The sequence below is a fragment of the Pararhodobacter zhoushanensis genome (assembly GCF_003990445.1).
GTDB lineage: Bacteria > Pseudomonadota > Alphaproteobacteria > Rhodobacterales > Rhodobacteraceae > Pararhodobacter > Pararhodobacter zhoushanensis.
In genome coordinates this window covers 530,593-547,349 of the sequence record NZ_REEZ01000001.1, presented here as the reverse complement: position 1 = coordinate 547,349, position 16,757 = coordinate 530,593, and the positions used below count along the sequence as shown (strand labels likewise).

General features: G+C 66.3%; 15 protein-coding genes. 5 read left to right on the top strand and 10 right to left on the bottom strand.

Going from position 1 to position 16,757, the window contains the following annotated elements:
• Positions 1-19: 19 nt before the first annotated feature.
• The 5 genes from EAE28_RS02610 to pstB all read left to right on the top strand — a co-directional run bounded on the left by EAE28_RS02610 (position 20) and on the right by pstB (position 5,744).
• Positions 20-925, top strand: coding sequence for a carbohydrate kinase family protein (locus EAE28_RS02610; RefSeq protein WP_127104255.1), 906 nt, complete (start codon positions 20-22; stop codon positions 923-925).
• 172 nt (positions 926-1,097) lie between these two features.
• Entirely contained in the window at positions 1,098-2,108 is a 1,011-nt protein-coding gene (locus EAE28_RS02605) for a PstS family phosphate ABC transporter substrate-binding protein (protein WP_127104254.1), read from the top strand.
• A gap of 72 nt (positions 2,109-2,180) precedes the next feature.
• Positions 2,181-3,545, top strand: coding sequence for a phosphate ABC transporter permease subunit PstC (gene pstC, locus EAE28_RS02600; protein ID WP_127104253.1), 1,365 nt, complete (start codon positions 2,181-2,183; stop codon positions 3,543-3,545).
• Positions 3,542-4,906, top strand: a complete 1,365-nt coding sequence (gene pstA, locus EAE28_RS02595; protein WP_127104252.1) for a phosphate ABC transporter permease PstA — start codon at positions 3,542-3,544, stop codon at positions 4,904-4,906. The genes pstC and pstA overlap by 4 nt, the downstream gene beginning before the upstream one ends.
• Positions 4,907-4,934: 28 nt before the next feature.
• A complete protein-coding gene (gene pstB, locus EAE28_RS02590; RefSeq protein ID WP_127104651.1) occupies positions 4,935-5,744 on the top strand; it encodes a phosphate ABC transporter ATP-binding protein PstB in 810 nt (269 codons plus the stop codon).
• A gap of 217 nt (positions 5,745-5,961) precedes the next feature.
• On the opposite strand, the gene EAE28_RS02585 is transcribed toward pstB, so the two are convergent.
• From EAE28_RS02585 to EAE28_RS02540, 10 genes are all read right to left on the bottom strand, one after another.
• Entirely contained in the window at positions 5,962-6,972 is a 1,011-nt protein-coding gene (locus tag EAE28_RS02585) for an SMP-30/gluconolactonase/LRE family protein (RefSeq protein ID WP_127104251.1), read from the bottom strand.
• A gap of 4 nt (positions 6,973-6,976) precedes the next feature.
• On the bottom strand, positions 6,977-7,852 hold the full coding sequence (locus EAE28_RS02580) for an SDR family NAD(P)-dependent oxidoreductase (protein ID WP_181954472.1): 876 nt from the start codon (positions 7,850-7,852) through the stop codon (positions 6,977-6,979).
• Positions 7,845-8,324: an OsmC family protein gene (locus tag EAE28_RS02575; protein WP_127104250.1), complete on the bottom strand. Its 480-nt coding sequence runs from the start codon at positions 8,322-8,324 to the stop codon at positions 7,845-7,847. The genes EAE28_RS02580 and EAE28_RS02575 overlap by 8 nt, the downstream gene beginning before the upstream one ends.
• Before the next feature lie 2 nt (positions 8,325-8,326).
• On the bottom strand, positions 8,327-9,109 hold the full coding sequence (locus EAE28_RS02570) for a cyclase family protein (RefSeq protein WP_127104249.1): 783 nt from the start codon (positions 9,107-9,109) through the stop codon (positions 8,327-8,329).
• 9 nt (positions 9,110-9,118) lie between these two features.
• Complete coding sequence (locus tag EAE28_RS02565) at positions 9,119-10,432, bottom strand: TRAP transporter large permease (RefSeq protein ID WP_127104248.1); 1,314 nt, start codon at positions 10,430-10,432, stop codon at positions 9,119-9,121.
• A complete protein-coding gene (locus tag EAE28_RS02560) occupies positions 10,429-10,983 on the bottom strand; it encodes a TRAP transporter small permease subunit (protein ID WP_127104247.1) in 555 nt (184 codons plus the stop codon). The genes EAE28_RS02565 and EAE28_RS02560 overlap by 4 nt, the downstream gene beginning before the upstream one ends.
• A gap of 69 nt (positions 10,984-11,052) precedes the next feature.
• The gene (locus tag EAE28_RS02555; protein ID WP_127104246.1) at positions 11,053-12,132 is read right to left on the bottom strand and encodes a C4-dicarboxylate TRAP transporter substrate-binding protein; all 1,080 of its coding nucleotides are present in this window, start codon (positions 12,130-12,132) and stop codon (positions 11,053-11,055) included.
• 69 nt (positions 12,133-12,201) lie between these two features.
• Positions 12,202-12,861 (bottom strand): TetR/AcrR family transcriptional regulator, encoded by a 660-nt coding sequence (locus EAE28_RS02550; RefSeq protein WP_164736531.1) that lies wholly within the window; start codon positions 12,859-12,861, stop codon positions 12,202-12,204.
• Positions 12,862-12,958: 97 nt separating this feature from the next.
• Complete coding sequence (locus tag EAE28_RS02545; RefSeq protein ID WP_127104244.1) at positions 12,959-15,520, bottom strand: AAA family ATPase; 2,562 nt, start codon at positions 15,518-15,520, stop codon at positions 12,959-12,961.
• The gene (locus EAE28_RS02540; protein ID WP_127104243.1) at positions 15,517-16,647 is read right to left on the bottom strand and encodes a metallophosphoesterase family protein; all 1,131 of its coding nucleotides are present in this window, start codon (positions 16,645-16,647) and stop codon (positions 15,517-15,519) included. Before EAE28_RS02540 ends, EAE28_RS02545 begins: the two co-directional genes overlap by 4 nt.
• Positions 16,648-16,757: the final 110 nt, after the last annotated feature.

The window sequence follows — 16,757 nt, the reverse complement described above, 5'->3', positions numbered from 1 at the left end:
AAACCGGGGAGGGGACCAGATGATCCTGTGTTGCGGCGAGGCGCTGATTGACATGTTGCCCGTGGACGGCGGCGCTTTTGCGCCCCACGCGGGCGGGGCCGTGTTCAACACCGCGATCGCGCTGGGGCGGCTTGGCGCGCCGACCGGGTTCTTTTCAGGGCTCAGCGCTGATTTCATGGGCGATATCCTGCGCGCAAAGCTGGCCGAGGCGCGGGTGGATACCAGCCTGAGCGTCACGGCGGATCGGCCCTGTACGCTGGCTTTCGTGCAATTGGTCGACGGGCAGGCGCGTTATGCGTTTTATGACGAAGGGACGGCAGGGCGGCTGCTGAGCGTTGCCGACCTGCCGAACGTGACCGCTCAGGCGCTGTTCTTTGGCGGCATCTCGCTGGTGGTCGAGCCTTGTGGCGCGACCTACGAAGCGCTGATGCAGCGCGAGGCGGGCAAGCGCGTGCTGATGATCGACCCCAACATCCGCCCCGGTTTCGTGCGCGACGAGGCGGCCTATCGGGCGCGGCTGGGTCGGATGCTGGCGATGGCCGATATCGTCAAGCTGTCGCTTGAGGATCTGGACTGGCTGGCCCCACAAGGGCGCGAGTCCTTTGTGCAGGGGTTGCTGGACGGCGGCACGGCGCTGGTGCTGCTGACCGATGGCAGCGTCGGCGCGACGGCGATCACGCCAACGCTTCGGGTGTTCGAGCCCGCGCGCAAAGTGAGCGTGGTGGACACGGTCGGGGCGGGGGATACGTTCAACGCGGGTGTGCTCGACAGCCTTCAAAAAGCCAGCGCGCTGAGTCGCGAACGACTCAAGGATCTGGACGAGCAGACGATTCGTGACGCTTTGCGGCGTGGAGCGGCAGCGGCGGCGGTTACTGTCAGCCGGGCGGGGGCAAACCCGCCCTGGCCCTCGGAATTGATGGATTAACAAGGAGTTAGACGCAGCGGCCCGCGGGGCGGCTGCGTTTGGGCGCACGATCGCCTTGGGGTCTGTTACGGAACTGTCATGAAGCCGTGACAGAAGCGTCATGTATCGGGCGTACCCGGTGCACAGCCTCAAGAGTAGGGGCTGGACCCCGAACCGATCCAGGAGCAATTCCATGTTCGCCAAGACCACGAGCCGTATCGCGATTGTCGCCGCCACCGGCGCCCTGCTGGCCGCCGCGCCGCTGGCCGCGCAGACCCGCACCAACATTCAGGTCGCCGGTTCGTCAACCGTGCTGCCCTTCGCCTCGATCGTCGCCGAAGAATTCGGCCAGATCTTCCCGGAATTCGAAACCCCCGTCGTCGCGTCGGGTGGTTCGTCGGGCGGCCTGCGCCAGTTCTGCACCGGCGTTGGTGAGAGCACCATCGACATCGCCAACGCCTCGCGTGCGATCAAGTCGTCGGAAATCGAAACCTGCGCCGCCAACGGCGTGACCGACATCCGCGAAATCCGCATTGGCTATGACGGCATCGTCTTTGCCTCGGCTGCCGACGGCGACGCCTTCGCGCTCGAGCCGCGCGACGTGTACATGGCCATCGCTGCCACCATGCCCGAGGGCGTTGCCCAGCCGACCATGTGGGACGAAATCAACCCCGAGCTGCCGCACCAGCGCATCGTGATGGCGATCCCCGCCTCGAACCACGGCACGCGCGAAGTGTTTGAAGAGAAAGTCATCTTCCCGGGCTGTGAAGCCGTTCTGGGCGAAGACACCGACCACGAAGTCTGCGGCGCCCTGCGTCAGGACAACGTGATCGAAATCGCCGGTGACTACACCGAAACGCTGGCCCGTCTGGCCTCGGACCGTGACACCGTCGGCGTGTTCGGCCTGTCGTTCTACGAGCAGAACCGTGACACCCTGCGCGTCGCCACCATGAGCGGCGTCACCCCGTCGCTGGAAACCGTTGCCTCGGGCGAATACCCCGTGTCGCGCCCGCTGTTCTTCTACGTGAAGGGCGAGCACATCGGCGTCATCCCCGGCATCACCGAATACGTCGAGTTCTTCCTGTCGGACGCGATGACCGGTGCTGGCGGTCGTCTGGAAGAAGCCGGTCTGATCCCGATGCCCGACGCCGAGCGCGCTGCCGTTCTGGAAGCCTACACCAACGGCGTGTCGGTCGGTCAATAACCTGCCCTGATCCCATGTGGCGCCCCGATCCCCGGGGCGCCATGTCCTTGTCTCAAAGATGAAGCCGCGCGCATGACCAGCGTCCTGATCGCCGCCCTTGTTCTGGCCATGATGGCCTTCGCCTACCGGCAAGGGTATTCGCGCAGCCGCGTGTTGGCCGGGCAGTCCCGCCTGCACTCGCGGCCGCAGTACCACGGAGCTTTGCTGGCCCTCTGGGCTGTCGTTCCCTTCCTTCTCATTCTCGCGCTCTGGGGCCTGACCTCGGGGCAGGCGCAGGAATGGTATCTGGCCAGCCTGATGCCCTCGGATATCGCTGCGGGCTCAGACTATGCCTCAGCCGCCGCCCGGTTGCGCAACATTGCCTCGGGCTTTGGCGTCGCCGGTGACATGGCCGACTGGGAGCGTACCGCTGGCGAAAGCCTTGGCCGGTTCAATACCATCCTGAAACTCTCGGCCGTCGCGCTGGGTGCGCTTCTGGGCATCGCCGGTCTGGTGATGGCCCGCGCGCGTCTCTCGGCCCGGCTGCGCGCGCGCAACCATGTCGAAGCCGCCATCAAGGCGCTGCTGATCTTCTGCTCGATCGTGGCCATCCTGACCACGCTGGGCATTGTCATCTCGCTGGTCACCGAGACCGTGCGCTTCTTCACCTATGTGTCGCCGATCGACTTCTTCTTCGGCACCGTCTGGAACCCCGGCTATTCCACCACCTCGAATGAGGCGAGCGGCTCGTACGGCATGCTGCCGCTGCTGTTGGGCACCGTGATGATCTCAGGCATCGCCATGCTGGTGGCCCTGCCCATCGGTCTGATGAGCGCGATCTGGCTGACGCAATACGCCAAGCCACGCGTGCGCAACATGATCAAGCCGGTGATCGAGGTTCTGGCCGGGATCCCGACCATCGTTTACGGCTTCTTCGCCCTGGTGACCGTCGGTCCGGCCCTGTCGGGTCTGGGCGATGTCATCGGCCTAAGTATCAACGCCACCTCGGCGCTGACCGCCGGTATCGTCATGGGGATCATGATCATCCCCTTCATCAGCTCGCTGTCGGACGACATCATCCGGCAGGTGCCGCGCACCATGCGCGACGGCTCGCTGGGGCTGGGGGCGACGAAATCCGAAACCATCCGCATGGTCATCGTGCCCGCCGCCCTGCCGGGGATCGTCGGCGCCATCCTGCTGGCTGTCAGCCGCGCGATTGGCGAGACGATGATCGTGGTACTGGCCGCCGGGAACGCGCCGATCCTGCGCTTCAACCCGGCCGAGCCGACCTCGACCTTCACCGTGACGATCGTCACCGCCCTGACGGGTGATGCCGATTTCGCCTCGCCGCAGTCGCTGGTCGCCTTTGCGCTGGGCCTCACCCTCTTTGTCATCACCCTGATGCTGAACATCGGCGCGCTTGTCATCGTTCGGAAATACCGGGAGCAATACGAATGACCAGTGTCGAGACTGAATTCGACGCCAACACCCGTCGCCGTGCGCAGGTCCGCCAGTCGCTGACCCGCCGCAACCGCGCCGAGACCCGCTTTCGCCTGCTGGGGCTGGGCTCGGTGCTGGCGGCCATGGCCTTTGTCGCCGTGCTCTTTGGCAACATCCTGTCCAACGGTCTGCCCGCTTTCTGGCAGTATAACCTGCAGACCGAGGTCTACTTTGATCCCGACGTGATCAACGTCCCGGCCCCGCCGGTGCAGGAAGCCGGTCAGTCCGACGCTGACTATCAGGCGGCTTCGCTCGCCTGGCAGCGCCGGTTGGCGATGGTCAACTGGAACCGGCTGATCACAGCGTCGATTGCGCAGGCCATGCAGGGCGTAGATGTCGAGATCGACGACCGTTCGGCCCTGTCCATCGTCGACACCGGCACCCGCTTCGTGCTGCGCGACATGGTGCTGGCGAACCCGGATCTGATCGGCCAGACGCGCGACGTGAGCATGCTGCTCTCGGCGGATGGCGACAACTGGTCCAAGGGCAAGCTCAGCCGCGACCTGCCCGACGCGCGCCAGCAACTGACCCGACCGGCCCGCGACGCGATTGACGCGCTGACGGCGACCGGGGCGATCCACCCGGCGTTTGCCTGGCATATCTTCACCAATGTTGACAGCCGCTCGTCACCGGCAAGCGCCGGTCTGGCCGGGGCCTTTGTCGGCTCGCTATATATGATGCTGGTGGTGATCCTGCTGTCGGTGCCGATTGGCGTGTCGAGCGCGATCTATCTTGAGGAATTCGCGCCCAAGAACCGCATCACCGACCTGATCGAGGTGAACATCAACAACCTTGCCGCCGTGCCCTCCATCGTGTTCGGCCTGCTCGGGGCGGCGGTGTTCATCAACATCTTCCACCTGCCGCTCTCGGCCCCGCTGGTCGGCGGTCTGGTGCTGACGCTGATGACCCTGCCGACGATCATCATCGCCACCCGCTCCAGCCTGCGCGCCGTGCCGCCCTCGCTGCGGCAGGCGGCGCTGGGGATCGGCGCCTCGCGGATGCAAATGGTGTTCCACCATGTGCTGCCGGTGACCTTTCCGGGCATCCTGACCGCCTCGATCCTCGGCGTGGCACAGGCGCTGGGCGAAACCGCGCCGCTCTTGCTGATCGGCATGAACGCCTTTGTCGCCAACATCCCGGCAACGCCGCTGGAGCAATCGGCAGCACTGCCGGTGCAGATCTACCTCTGGCAGGGCAACGAGAACCGCAACTTCTTTGAAGAACGCACCTTTGCTGCGATCATCGTGCTTCTGGCGCTGATGATCCTTCTGAACGCTCTGGCGATCTGGCTGCGCAGCCGCCTTGAAAGGAAAGCATGACATGAACGCCACTTCCGAACCCCGGCCCATGGCCACAAGCCACCGCATCGTCCCCAGCGCACCGGCGTCGGCGGGCGAGCGCGCCAGCCGGATCTCGGCCCGCGATGTGACGGTGCATTACGGCCCGAAACAGGCGATTTTTGACGTGTCCATCGACGTGCCCGAACGCTCGGTGACGGCCTTCATCGGCCCGTCGGGCTGCGGCAAGTCGACCTTCCTGCGCTGCTTCAACCGGATGAACGACACGATCGAGGGCTGCCGCGTCGGCGGCACGATCACCATTGATGGCGAGGACATCTACGATCCCTCGCTCGACGTGGTCGAGCTGCGCGCCCGTGTGGGGATGGTGTTCCAGAAGCCGAACCCGTTCCCCAAATCGATCTATGACAACATCGCCTACGGCCCACGTATCCACGGGCTGGTGAAAAGCAAGGCCGAGACGGACGCGCTGGTCGAATCTTCGCTGAAAAAGGCAGGGCTGTGGAAAGAGGTGTCCGACCGCCTCGACGCACCGGGAACCGGGCTGTCGGGCGGCCAGCAGCAGCGCCTGTGCATCGCGCGCACGATTGCGACGGGGCCGGAAGTGATCCTGATGGATGAGCCTTGCTCGGCGCTGGACCCGATCGCCACGGCGATTGTCGAGGATCTGATCCACGAACTCAAAGAGCAGTACACGATCATTATCGTGACCCATTCGATGCAACAGGCCGCGCGGGTCAGCCAGAAGACGGCGTTCTTCCACCTGGGCAAGCTGATCGAGTACGGCGACACCGAACAGATCTTCGTCAACCCGCGCGACAAACAGACCGAGGCCTATATCACCGGGCGTATCGGCTGACGGCAACGGGGAAGGGGGGCTTTCAGCCCTCCTCTTCGCTTTCAGCGAATTCACCCCCCGAGGATATTTGAAGAGCAAAGAAAGCGCGGTTAACCAAATGTTAACGCCCCTCTTTGCTCTCTAAATATCCCGGGGGGCGGGCCGGAACGGCCCGGTGGGGGGCAGCGCCCCCCGCGCGGCGCGAAGGGGCTCGATGCCCCTTCGCGCCGCCACTCCGTTACCGCCAATGTGCCATCGGCAGGCCTGCGACCGGGCTGCGGAACGCCGGAATGCGGGTGCCGCGCAGCGAGCCGATGTAGAGGGTTTGCAGGTCAGCGCCGCCGAAGGTGACCGAGGCGAACCACGGCGCGATCTGGCCCCCGCAAGCGAGCATGTGGTTGGGCGTGACGGCGTCGCGCTCGAAGGCTTCATAGAGCGCCGCCGACGGGCCGGGGTTGTCATCGTCCAGGATCACCCGGAAATCCCCTTGCGGGGTGATCGCAAAGATCCGGTCGGACATCACATGTGTCCCCCAGAGGTTGCCGAAGCTGTCAAAGGCGATCCCGTCGATGAACCCGCCGGTATCCGAGGGCCCGAAAACCTCGCGTTCGAGCACCGTCGCACCCTCACCGATGCGCAGGCGGGTCACGCGGCGGCCCGAGGTCTCGACGACGTAGAGCCATTCCTCAGCCGCATCGAAGCGGATCTCGTTGGTGAACATGAACCCGTCCGCCACGATCCGCGCGCCGTCATTGTCCAGCACTGCTACGTAGCCGTCGCTCAGCTTTGGACTGATCGCGGCCATCCAGTTGGTGATCCGGGTCGAGATCGTCAGCCAGATCCGCCCCTTGCTGTCGCGCAGCACGAAATTGACCTTGCCAATGGCGGTGCCGTCGATCGTGTCCAGCACCACCGTCGTGCGCCCGTCGCGGGTCATGCGTTCCAGCCGGTCGGTGCCGAAATTCGAGATCAGGATCGAGCCGTCCACATCGAAGGCCAGACCGTTGGGCAGGGTGCCCTGGGTGAAGCGATCCGCCTCGTCCAGCGTGCCGCCGAAGCGTTGGTCCAGCGATTGCGCCACCAGCGCCTGCGTGCCGTCGGGCCGGATATGCACCACCCCGCCGCGCGCATCGGCGGACCAGAGCGAGCCGTCGGGCTCGGCCAGAATGCACTCGGGCCGTTGCAGATCTTCGCCGACGTACCACAGATCCTGCGCGGTGACGGTGAAGCCATCAATCGGGTTGCTCATCACGTCACCCTTTGCCCTTCGCCATATCGACGAATTTCTGCGTTTGCTCCCAGGCGGCCTGCACCGACTTGTGGATCGGTTGCGCCTGCAACGCCTCCCAGGCGGCAGCGACGTCATCGACATCGGGGGCGTCGCCCAAAGCAAGGCCCGGCGTTTCCTCGATCCGCGCCACGGCAAAGACACCGGCACCCGCCGTCAGGATGGTTTTCGTCGGCGCGCCCTCGCTGACCAGAAACAGCGCGGCGGGCGAGACTTTTTCCGGCCCCAATGCCTCGGCTGCGCCCGCGGGCAGCAGCGCTTCGGTCATCTGCGTCATCGCGGCGGGGGCAAGGGCGTTCACCCGGATGCCGCTTTTCTCGCCCTCGATCGCCAGCGTGTTCATCAGCCCGACAAGGGCCAGCTTGGCGCTGGAATAGTTGGCCTGACCGAAATTGCCATATAGGCCCGAGGACGAGGTGGTCATCAGCACCCGCCCATACCCTTGAGCGCGCATGATCTCCCAGACCGCCTGCGTGCAGACCCACGCCCCGCGCAGATGCACGTCGATCACCGCCTCGAAGAACTCGGTGGGCGTCTTGGCAAAGCTCTTGTCGCGCAGGATGCCGGCGTTGTTGATCAGGATGTCGATGCGGCCCCATTGCGCCATGATCCGCGCCACCATGTCCTGAACGGCGTCGGCATCGCTGACCGAGGCCGCGCTGGCCATCGCCTCGCCCCCGGCGGCGCGGATCTCGTCGACCACGGCCTGCGCGTTGCCCACGTCGTTAACCACGACTTTGGCGCCGCGCGCGGCCAGCGCCAGCGCATGGGCGCGGCCCAAGCCTCCACCGGCGCCGGTGACGATGGCAACGCGGGTGTCGAAACGGATCGGGTCAGACATCTACCCAGCCTCCTTGAGTTTTCAGCCGGTGGCGGATCGGATTGCTCCGCCCCAGCGTCTGTTCGATGAAACACCCCTTCTTAGCGGCCTCGATCAGGGCTGCAACCTCGGCTTGTGTATTGGGGCTTTCCATCAGCACATCGATCTCAAAGCTCTTGGGCGCGGTCTCGTAAACGCGGCCCTTGGCTTGCCAGTCCCACTGCACGCGGGTTTCGACCTTGAGGTCGCTCAGCGTCACGCCCATGCGTTTTGCGAAAGCGCGGATCTGGGTCATGATGCAGCCGGTCAGCCCGCCGACGAACAGCGCCAGAGGCGGGGGCGCGCTGGCGTCGCCCCCGTGGAACGAACCCTCATCGGTGGCCATTTCCCATGGCCCTTCGGCGAAGGGATGCACCATGGTGACGCTCAGATCGTTGCGCATCTTGCCCGAGGCGGTGCCTGTGGCGTCGAACTGGACGATTGCCTTTTCCATGCTCACTCCATGATCGCGACGGCGCGGACGAACCCGGCCGAGGCGCGTTTGATCTTGAACGGAAAGCAGGACACCTTGAAGCCGGTGGCAGGCAACTGGTCCAGATTGGCCAGCTTTTCCATGTGGCAATAGCCGATCTCCATCGAGGCTCGGTGCCCCTCCCAGATGATCGCCGGGTCGTGGCTTTCGGCGTAGCGCTGCGCGGTGTGGTAGAAGGGCGCGTCCCAGCTCCACGCGTCGGTGCCGGTCACGCGCACGCCACGTTCCAGCAGGTACATCGTTGCCGCTTTGCCCATGCCGCAGCCTTTGAGCAGGAAATCCGGCTGACCATAGGCCGCGCCCGCCGAGGTGTTGATCACCACGATTTCCAGCGGGCTGAGCGTATGGTTGATGCGTTTAAGTTCGGCCTCCACATCCTCGGGTGTGACCACATACCCATCGGCGAAATGGCGGAAATCCAGCTTTACGCCGGGCTGAAAGCACCATTCCAGCGGCACTTCGTCGATGGTGATCGACGGGCGGCCCCCCGGCACCAGCGCACGGTCCATGGTCGAATGGTGGTGATAGGGCGCGTCCAGATGGGTGCCGTTATGGGTGCTGACCACCAGCGTTTCGACCGCCCAGCCATCGCCGTCAGGCAGGTCAGCCGCCGTCATGCCGGGGAAGAAATCGGTCATCTGCGCCTGCGTCTCGCGGTGGTTCATGTAGTTGATCTGCGGCAGCATCGGCGGCGGGTCCGAGGCAATGCCGGATTCAAGCGCGACGGAAAGGTCGATGATCTGCATACAGGCTCCTTACAGCAGTCCGGTGGACATAGGGGGGAAGACGATCAGCGCCAGCAGCACCAGCACCATGATCGCGGCAAAGGGCAGCGCGCCTTTGAAGACATCGCCCAAGGGGATCGTGGGATCATCCAGCGCGCCTTTGATGACAAAGACCGACAGGCCGAGGGGCGGCGTGAGCAGCCCGATCTCGACCGCCAGCACGGTGACGATGCCGAACCAGATCAGGTCAATGTGCATGGCCTGCGCGATGGGAAGGACCAGCGGCAGGGTGATCATCATGATCGACGAGCTGTCCAGAATGGTGCCCAGCACGATCAGGATGGCGCAGAAGATCAGCACGAAACCGACGGTGCCCAGCTCCAGCGCGATGGCCCATTCGGTGACGGCGGCGGGCAGGCCGCTGAGCGACAGAAAGCGCGAATACATCGTGGCGGCGATGATCAGAAAGCAGATCGAGGCGGTGATATGCCCGGTCTCCAGCGTCACCTGCCACAACACGCGTGGCCCGATCCGGCGTTTGACACCGGCGATGATGATCGCGCCGAGGGCACCGATGGCCCCGGCCTCGGTCGGGGTGAAGATGCCGCCATAGATGCCGCCCAGCACCAGCGCGATCAGCGCGGCGATGGGGAAGAGTTTGGATAAGGTATCGCCCAGCAGCGAGCCTTCGTGCGCACTGGCCGGGGCCGGGCGCGGGGTGCCGGTGAAGCGGGGCCAATAGCGCACCATCAGCGCGATGCCGAGGCAATAGGCGACGGCCAGCACCAGACCCGGCCCGATGCCCGCCAGAAACAGCAGGCCGACCGATTGCTCGGCCAGAATGCCGTAGAGGATCAGCAGCAGCGACGGCGGGATCAGCATGCCCAGCACGGATGAGCCCGCCACCACCCCGGTGGCAAAGCGCGCGGAATAGCCGATGCGCATCATCTCGGGCACGGCGACCTTGGTGAAGACGGCGGCCGAGGCGATGGAAATCCCGGTAATCGCCGCAAAAATCGCATTCGCGCCGACCGTCGCCATGCCCAGCCCGCCCTTGAGCCGACCCAGCGCGCGATTGGCGACGTCAAAGGTATCGCGGCCAATGTCGGCGCGGCTTACGACCAGCCCCATCAGCACGAACAGCGGCACGACGCCGAACAGGTAGCTTGAAATGCTCTCGCGCGTGGCCAGCGACATCATGCGGGCGGCGTATTGCGCATTGTCGCGCAGCACCCAGATGCCGACGAACGAGGTCAGCGCCAGCGCGATGGACACATGCATGCCCAGCCAGATCAGGCCCAGAATACCGGCCAGCGACCACAGACCAATCTCGACGCCGCTCATGCGGGAACTCCTTTGACGGCCCGGATCGCCAGCACCAGCGCGCGCAGGCCAAAGACCAGCGCCATCATCGCTGCCCCCAGCAGCACGATGCCATGCACCGGCCAGATCGGTGCCAGAAACTGGCCGACTGTACCGACCATCTCATTCCGCCCGTAAGAGCGCAGGAACAGCGGATAAAACGCCGAAACCATTGTGCAAAGCAGTACCGCGCCCGCCAGATGCAACACCGCGTCAAAGGCTTCAGCCAGACGCGGGTTGTTTCGGTGGAGCGCCCCCAGCAGCGCGTCCGAGCGCGTCAGTTTGCCCTGTGCGGTGGTGTTGGCAATCTGCAGGAACACGATGGCGAGAATGGACATGGCGACCATCTCGGGCACCCCGGCGATGGGGTGGCCAAAGAAGAACCGCCCGACCACATCGGCGGCGATCAGCAGCATCACGGCCAGGATCATCAACGTGCCCAGAACGGAGAGCAGCGCGGTGATCCGGTCGATTAGGCGGGAAAAGGCGTCCAGCGGAGCGATGCCCGTGGAAAGCTGGTCGAGCGAGGCCATGGCAGGGGCTCCGTCAGAGGGAAAGGGCCGGGGGAAAGCACCCCCGGCCCGCAGGGATCAGCGCCCCGATCAGCGCATCGACCAGTCGCGGCCAAGATCGGCCCCGGCGGCTTGCAGCGTGGCGACATAGGCGTTCAGCACTTCGGTCGCGGGCAGGCCCGCCGCATCCGTCGCAGCAGCCCAGGTGCCAGCCACGTCGGGCAGAGCGGCGGCCCAGCGCGCGCGTTCTTCCGGGGCCAGCGTGTGCAGGTGCTCGGCATCCGGTGCGATGGCGGCCATGGCAGCCGTCACGCGGGCGCTTTGCTCTTCCAGATAGCCAGCCTGATAGGCCGCAGCCCCGGCGCGCAGCGCGTTCTGGACGACTTCCGGCTGATCGGCGAACCACGTCTGGTTGGCAACGATGCCACCGGCCGATTGCGCGCCAAAGTCGGTCACGGTCACATAGGGCGCGACCTCTTGCAGACGGGCAGGGGCGGCGGCGGTGGCGAACACGATCACCCCGTCAAACACCCCGGTCTGCAGATCGTTGTAATAGGTCGTCAGGTTGCCCGCCACACCAACCGCGCCGGTGCCTTCCAGCCAGTTGACCGCCGGCCCGGGCGCCGCGATGCGGTGACCGGCCAGATCGTCGATCGAGGTGACCGGGAAGTTGGTCATCAGGATGTAGTTGTCCAGCGCAAAGCCGCCGCCGAGGTATTCGGTATCATAGGTATGCCAGCTCTCGCCCATCGCCGGGATGGTGTCATAAAGCACTTCCATCGCGCTCATCACCATCTGCGCGCTGGAGGGGCCAAAGGGCGTGTTGTAGGTGACGTTCTGCAACGGCAGCTGGTTGGGCATGAACACCGTCGGCACGCTGCCGATCTCGGCCAGACCGTTCTCGATGGCTTCCAGCTCGCCGCCGACGCCGGCCAGCGTGCCGCCATACGCTTCGGTCCAGTTGATCGAATAGCCCGAGCCTTCAAGCGCTGCATCCACGGCGGGGATGAAGGATTCCGTCAGGTGCTTGACCCACAGAAAGATCGGCGGGTGGCCGTTGACGATGGTGATGTCGATGGTCTCGTCAGCCATTGCAGGAAGCGCCAGACCGGCGCTCAGTGCGGTTGCCAGTGCGGTGCCTGTCAAAAGGCGGCGGATGGTCAATGTCATGGTCTCTCCTCCTCGGTTGGTCGTTGCCGGATCCTCCCCGGACCCGGATTTCCGTGCGTTTTCGTTGGGCTAGTCGCCGGTTTGCGCCATCGCGCGGATACCCGCCGCGTTAAAGCGAACCGCTCCGGCGATGACCTCCTCCAGATCGTCATCGGCCAGCGCCCCGTCCGACAGGGCCTGCACGCGGCCTGTCGGAGCCATCAGCGTGATGCCGATGGAGATCGTGTTCAGATACCCGCGCACCGCGCCTGCGCGGCCCAGTCCGGGCACCGCAGCGGCCAGTTCGGCCACAAAGAGCCGCGCGATGTCGTCATAATAGGCCCCGATGATCCGCTGCGAGCGCGCATCGGTCCCGGTCGCTGCATGGCCCAGCAGGCGGGCATAGGATGCGCCGCCGCCTACCGGGTTGCGGCCCATCGTGATCGTCGGGCGCAGCAGGGCATCCAGCACCATTTCCAGCGTTACGTCGCCCGCCGCATGCAACTGCGCCAGCCGGGCGCGGCGCGCGTCGTTGATCGCCCCCGAGCGCCGGGCGATCACCGCTTCATATAGCGCTTCTTTCGAGCCGAAGTAGTAGTGGATCAGCGCCGCATTGGCCTGTGCACACAGGCCGATGGCACGGGTGGTGGCGCCATGAAAGCCGTTCTCGGCAAAGACGATCTCGGCGGCATCCAGGATCGATTCCTGCGCCAGACTCCGGTCCTGTCGCTGCTCAACGGGTCGCGTCACAACCGACTCCCCCCGGTTAATTAATCGCCTGATTAAATTGCGGCGCGCACGGCCATTCTGTCAATGGGAAACTTTGCATTCTGCAATGCAGCAAAGTTCAGTTTACGTGTTCGAACTGCAAAACCGTTCCGCCCAGTTGCCGTAAGGCTCTGGTACGGCAGCTGAAAACGAGGATCTGAAGATCGGCCGCCTGCGCATGCAGGGCGTTGAACATCGCTTCCATCCGCGTGTCATCGGTGAACACCAGTGCGTCGTCCAGGATCACCGGCGCATGTTGGCCGCTGCGCGCCAGCAGCCGGGCAAAGGCCAGCCGGACCAGCAGCGAAATCTGCTCGCGCGTGCCACCAGACAGGGTGCCAATCGACTCAACCCGCCCGTCGCGCAGCAATTCGACCGGCAAAAGGCTGTCGCCGTCGAAACTCAGCTCGGCACCTGGCCAGAGCAGGCGCAGCATCGGGCGCAGTTCGGTCAGCACCGGCTCGAAATAGCGGTCGCGCGCGGCGGATTGCGCCGCCTCCAGCGCACCGATCAGACAGCGCAGCACGGCGACCTCACGCTCATGCGCGTCGCGGGTGGCCTGTGCGGCGCTCAGGCGGGCGGTGGCATCGGCGAGATCTTCCTCGACCCCTTCGCCCGACAGGTGCGCGACGGTCGCGTCCAGCCCGGCGAGGGCGGTGTTCAGGGTGTTGATCGCGTCATCCGCCGCCTTCACCACGCTCTGCGCCCGATTGAGCGCGGCGCGGCTGAGGGTCAGATCGGGGGCCTCGGCGGCAAGGGCTTGGTGGGCTTGAGACGCGGTTTGGCGCTGGGTCTCGGCTTGCGCGAGGGCCTCATTCAGCGATTCGGCGTCGGGCTTTTCGGTCAGATCGGCACGCGCGTCGGACAGGCGCTGGCTGAGCGACCCAAGGTCGTGGCGCGCGCCCAAAGCGGCCTCGCGCGCGGTGTCGAAGCCGGGGCGCAGGCGGGCGGTTTCCAGCTCGGCAGCGGTCTCGGCGGTGCGGGCGCGCTCGACGGCGTCGGTCGCGGTGGGCAGATCGGGGGCCTCGGGCAGCGCTTGCGGGGCGAGGCGGGCCAGCGCGCCGCGCAGCGAGTCGATGCCTTCGGGGGCGAGTCGTTTGAGGGCTTCCTGCGCCTCTTTCAGCCGTTGCGCGGCTTCGACTCGTGCGCGCGCCGCGCGCCGCGCCGCCTCGGGTGCATCGGTTCCGGCCTGCGCCAGCGCGCGTGCCAGATCGTCTTGCGCACCGGCCAGCCGGTCGGGCGCATCTCCTGCGCCGGGGGCGATGTGCAGCGTGCCGAGGCCGGGCAGGTCGAGCGTAACGGCCTGCGTGATCGCATGGGGGCTGGCGTCAAGCGGGGTGCCGTCCAGCGTGACAGCGGGCGCACCGGGGCGGGGGGTGAAGGTCAGATGAGGCGCTGCCGCCTGTGCCAGCCCTTCGGCGATGGCGAGGGCTTTGGCCGCGTCCTCAAGGGCTTGCAGCTGGCGCGCGTCGGGACCGGTTGCTGCAGCCTCGCGCAAGGCGGGCAGGGTGGCGGCGAGGGTTTCGGCCTGTGCCAGCGTTTCCGCCAGCTGCGCGTGGCGCTCTACCTCGGCCCGGCGGGCTTCGATCTTGAGCGCGGCTTGCATCTGCGCTTCTGCCTCGCGCAGGGTTTTGCGGGCTGCGGTGTGGGTTTCGGTGGCTTTCGTCAGCGCGGTTTGCGCCTCGGTCGCGCGGGCGTCGGCAGCCTCGGCGGCGGCTTGCGCGGCGGTGCTTTGCACGGTGAGCGTCTCAATCGCCTGCACAGTGCGCGCCCGGTTGTCGATCTCGCGCCGGGCCGCCTGCAGTGCCAGATCGGCGGCCTTGAGCGCAGCCTCGGCGGCCTGCAATTGGCTGGCGTGACGGTCGGCGGCTTTGAAGGCGGCATCGGCCTGCGTCAGCCGTTCGGTGCGGGTCTTGACCTCAACCGGGTCGGTTAGCTCGGCCAGCTCCCGCCGCTTGCCGCGCCGCTCGCCCAAGGCCGCGCGCAGCTTCGATGCCTTGTCATTCAACTCACTGACACGGGTTTCCAGCACGGCCACGGCCTTGAGCGCGGTATCCAGCGGTCCGCCCGCCTTGGCCCCGCGCAACGTCACCAGCCGGTCAAGCTCTTCGCGCGCTCGGGCCAACGCCCGGTCCATCCGCTTGCCGCCAGTCAGCGCCGCGATTTCCCCGGTGACCGAAGTCAGCAGATCCTGCCGCGTCTTTACCGCAGCCTTGTCGGTGTCGTCGAGCGCCGTCACACCTTGGCGCACCCACAGCAGGCCAGCAGGTCCGCCGTCAGCTGGGGACTGGGTGAGGGCGGCGATCTGCGCCTCGGCCTCGTCCGATTTGGCGACAAGCTGGCCGCCGCGCCAGACCTCGGCATAGGGGCCACGGCCCCAGCGTTTGCGCAGGGTCAGCGGGCCGCGCGCGTCTTCCAGCGTGACCTCGATCTCGGGATTGCCGCCGACATCGGGGCGCAGGGATTTGATCTTGGCCGAGCGGTGGGGGATGAAAAACGCCGCATGGATCGCGTCGAACAGCGTGGATTTGCCGCTTTCATTGGGGGCCGAGAGCAGGTTAACGCCATCGCCGATGCCCGCCACGCGCACCGGGCTGGTGAACTGGCGCACGTCGTTCAGGGTGACCGAGCGCAGCTTCATGCGCCCTCGCTCAGATAGGCGTAGAGGCGGTTGAGCGCGCCTGCGGCGATGCGGCGGTCATCCTCAGCGCGGGCGGGGTCGCGGGCCTGGGCGGCCAGCGCCTCGGCGGCGACCCGCAAAGCGCCGCCGTGGTCGAGCGCGTCCAGATCGGCGGCGTCGATTTCGGTGTCGAGGGTGGCGGTGTCCAGCGCGAAGAAGGCGAATTCGGGGGCGGCGGCCTCAGCCGCATCGCGCAGCGCCTGCTGCTCGGCCAGCGTGGCACGACCCTGCGCGCGCAGGCGCAGGAGGTGGTCGCGGCGACCGGCACCCGAAGGGGGGAGGAGCGCCGACAGGGCAGCGGCGGCGTCCTGACCGGGGACCAGCGACAGCGGTTGCTCGGTCCAGTCGAACTGGCCGGTCTCTACCCGTTCGATCTGCGGAACAGCCCCGGCGAAGGCGGTGACGGCGAGACAGGCCCCGCGCCCTGCATGGCGGAATTCCTCGAACTCGGGCGTGCCGGCATAGGCGGTGCGCGGGCCGACGGTCATCTGCCCGTGCCAGTCGCCCAGCGCCAGATAGGCCAACCCGGCGGTGGCGGCGCGGTCGGGGGGGATGATGCCCTCGTCGCTGGCATCTTCCGAGAAGGTCTGCACGCCGCCATGGGCCAGCCCGATCCTGAGCGTGCCCTCAGCCGTGGCGGCGGCAGGCATCCAGTCGGTCAGGTCGCGCCCGGCGTGGCGGCGGGGCAGGGGGGCAGGCAGCAGGGTGACGCCGGGGGACAGCTCAACCGGCGCGGCTTGGGTCAGGGGCTGCACATTGGGTGGCGCGATGCGGGCGATGTTGTCCCACAACGCCTCGGCCGCGAGCGAATCGTGGTTACCGGGCAAGAGCCACCAGCGCAGCGCCGGGTCCGCGCCCATCGCCAGCAGCGCCTGCCGCCATGTCGGGTCCGCCGGGGTTTCGCTGTCGAATGTGTCGCCCGCCAGCAGGATGTCGCGCGCGCCGTGATCGCGCGCCGCCTGCGCCAGACGGGCGATGATCTGGTGCCGCGCTTCGATCAGACGACCGCGCACGCCGTCGGGCAGGCTGCCGAAACGGCGCCCGAGATGCAGGTCGGCAGAGTGCAGGAAGCGGAACCCGTCGGTCATATCCCGCGCAAGGTGAGCGAAAACTGCATCGGCGGCAAGGTGCCGATCCACTCACGCTGCCGTGATTCTGTGGGGTCATCGGCGGATCTTCGCTTTGTCAGACGCTTAAA

Excerpts from the sequence above, each read along its gene's own strand:
- EAE28_RS02610 (WP_127104255.1), top strand. The coding sequence starts at position 20 with ATGATCCTGTGTTGCGGCGAGGCGCTGATTGACATGTTGCCCGTGGAC.
- EAE28_RS02605 (WP_127104254.1), top strand. The coding sequence starts at position 1,098 with ATGTTCGCCAAGACCACGAGCCGTATCGCGATTGTCGCCGCCACCGGC.
- pstC (WP_127104253.1), top strand. The coding sequence starts at position 2,181 with ATGACCAGCGTCCTGATCGCCGCCCTTGTTCTGGCCATGATGGCCTTC.
- pstA (WP_127104252.1), top strand. The coding sequence starts at position 3,542 with ATGACCAGTGTCGAGACTGAATTCGACGCCAACACCCGTCGCCGTGCG.
- pstB (WP_127104651.1), top strand. The coding sequence starts at position 4,935 with ATGGCCACAAGCCACCGCATCGTCCCCAGCGCACCGGCGTCGGCGGGC.
- EAE28_RS02585 (WP_127104251.1), bottom strand. The coding sequence starts at position 6,972 with ATGAGCAACCCGATTGATGGCTTCACCGTCACCGCGCAGGATCTGTGG.
- EAE28_RS02580 (WP_181954472.1), bottom strand. The coding sequence starts at position 7,852 with ATGTCTGACCCGATCCGTTTCGACACCCGCGTTGCCATCGTCACCGGC.
- EAE28_RS02575 (WP_127104250.1), bottom strand. The coding sequence starts at position 8,324 with ATGGAAAAGGCAATCGTCCAGTTCGACGCCACAGGCACCGCCTCGGGC.
- EAE28_RS02570 (WP_127104249.1), bottom strand. The coding sequence starts at position 9,109 with ATGCAGATCATCGACCTTTCCGTCGCGCTTGAATCCGGCATTGCCTCG.
- EAE28_RS02565 (WP_127104248.1), bottom strand. The coding sequence starts at position 10,432 with ATGAGCGGCGTCGAGATTGGTCTGTGGTCGCTGGCCGGTATTCTGGGC.
- EAE28_RS02560 (WP_127104247.1), bottom strand. The coding sequence starts at position 10,983 with ATGGCCTCGCTCGACCAGCTTTCCACGGGCATCGCTCCGCTGGACGCC.
- EAE28_RS02555 (WP_127104246.1), bottom strand. The coding sequence starts at position 12,132 with ATGACATTGACCATCCGCCGCCTTTTGACAGGCACCGCACTGGCAACC.
- EAE28_RS02545 (WP_127104244.1), bottom strand. The coding sequence starts at position 15,520 with ATGAAGCTGCGCTCGGTCACCCTGAACGACGTGCGCCAGTTCACCAGC.
- EAE28_RS02540 (WP_127104243.1), bottom strand. The coding sequence starts at position 16,647 with ATGACCGACGGGTTCCGCTTCCTGCACTCTGCCGACCTGCATCTCGGG.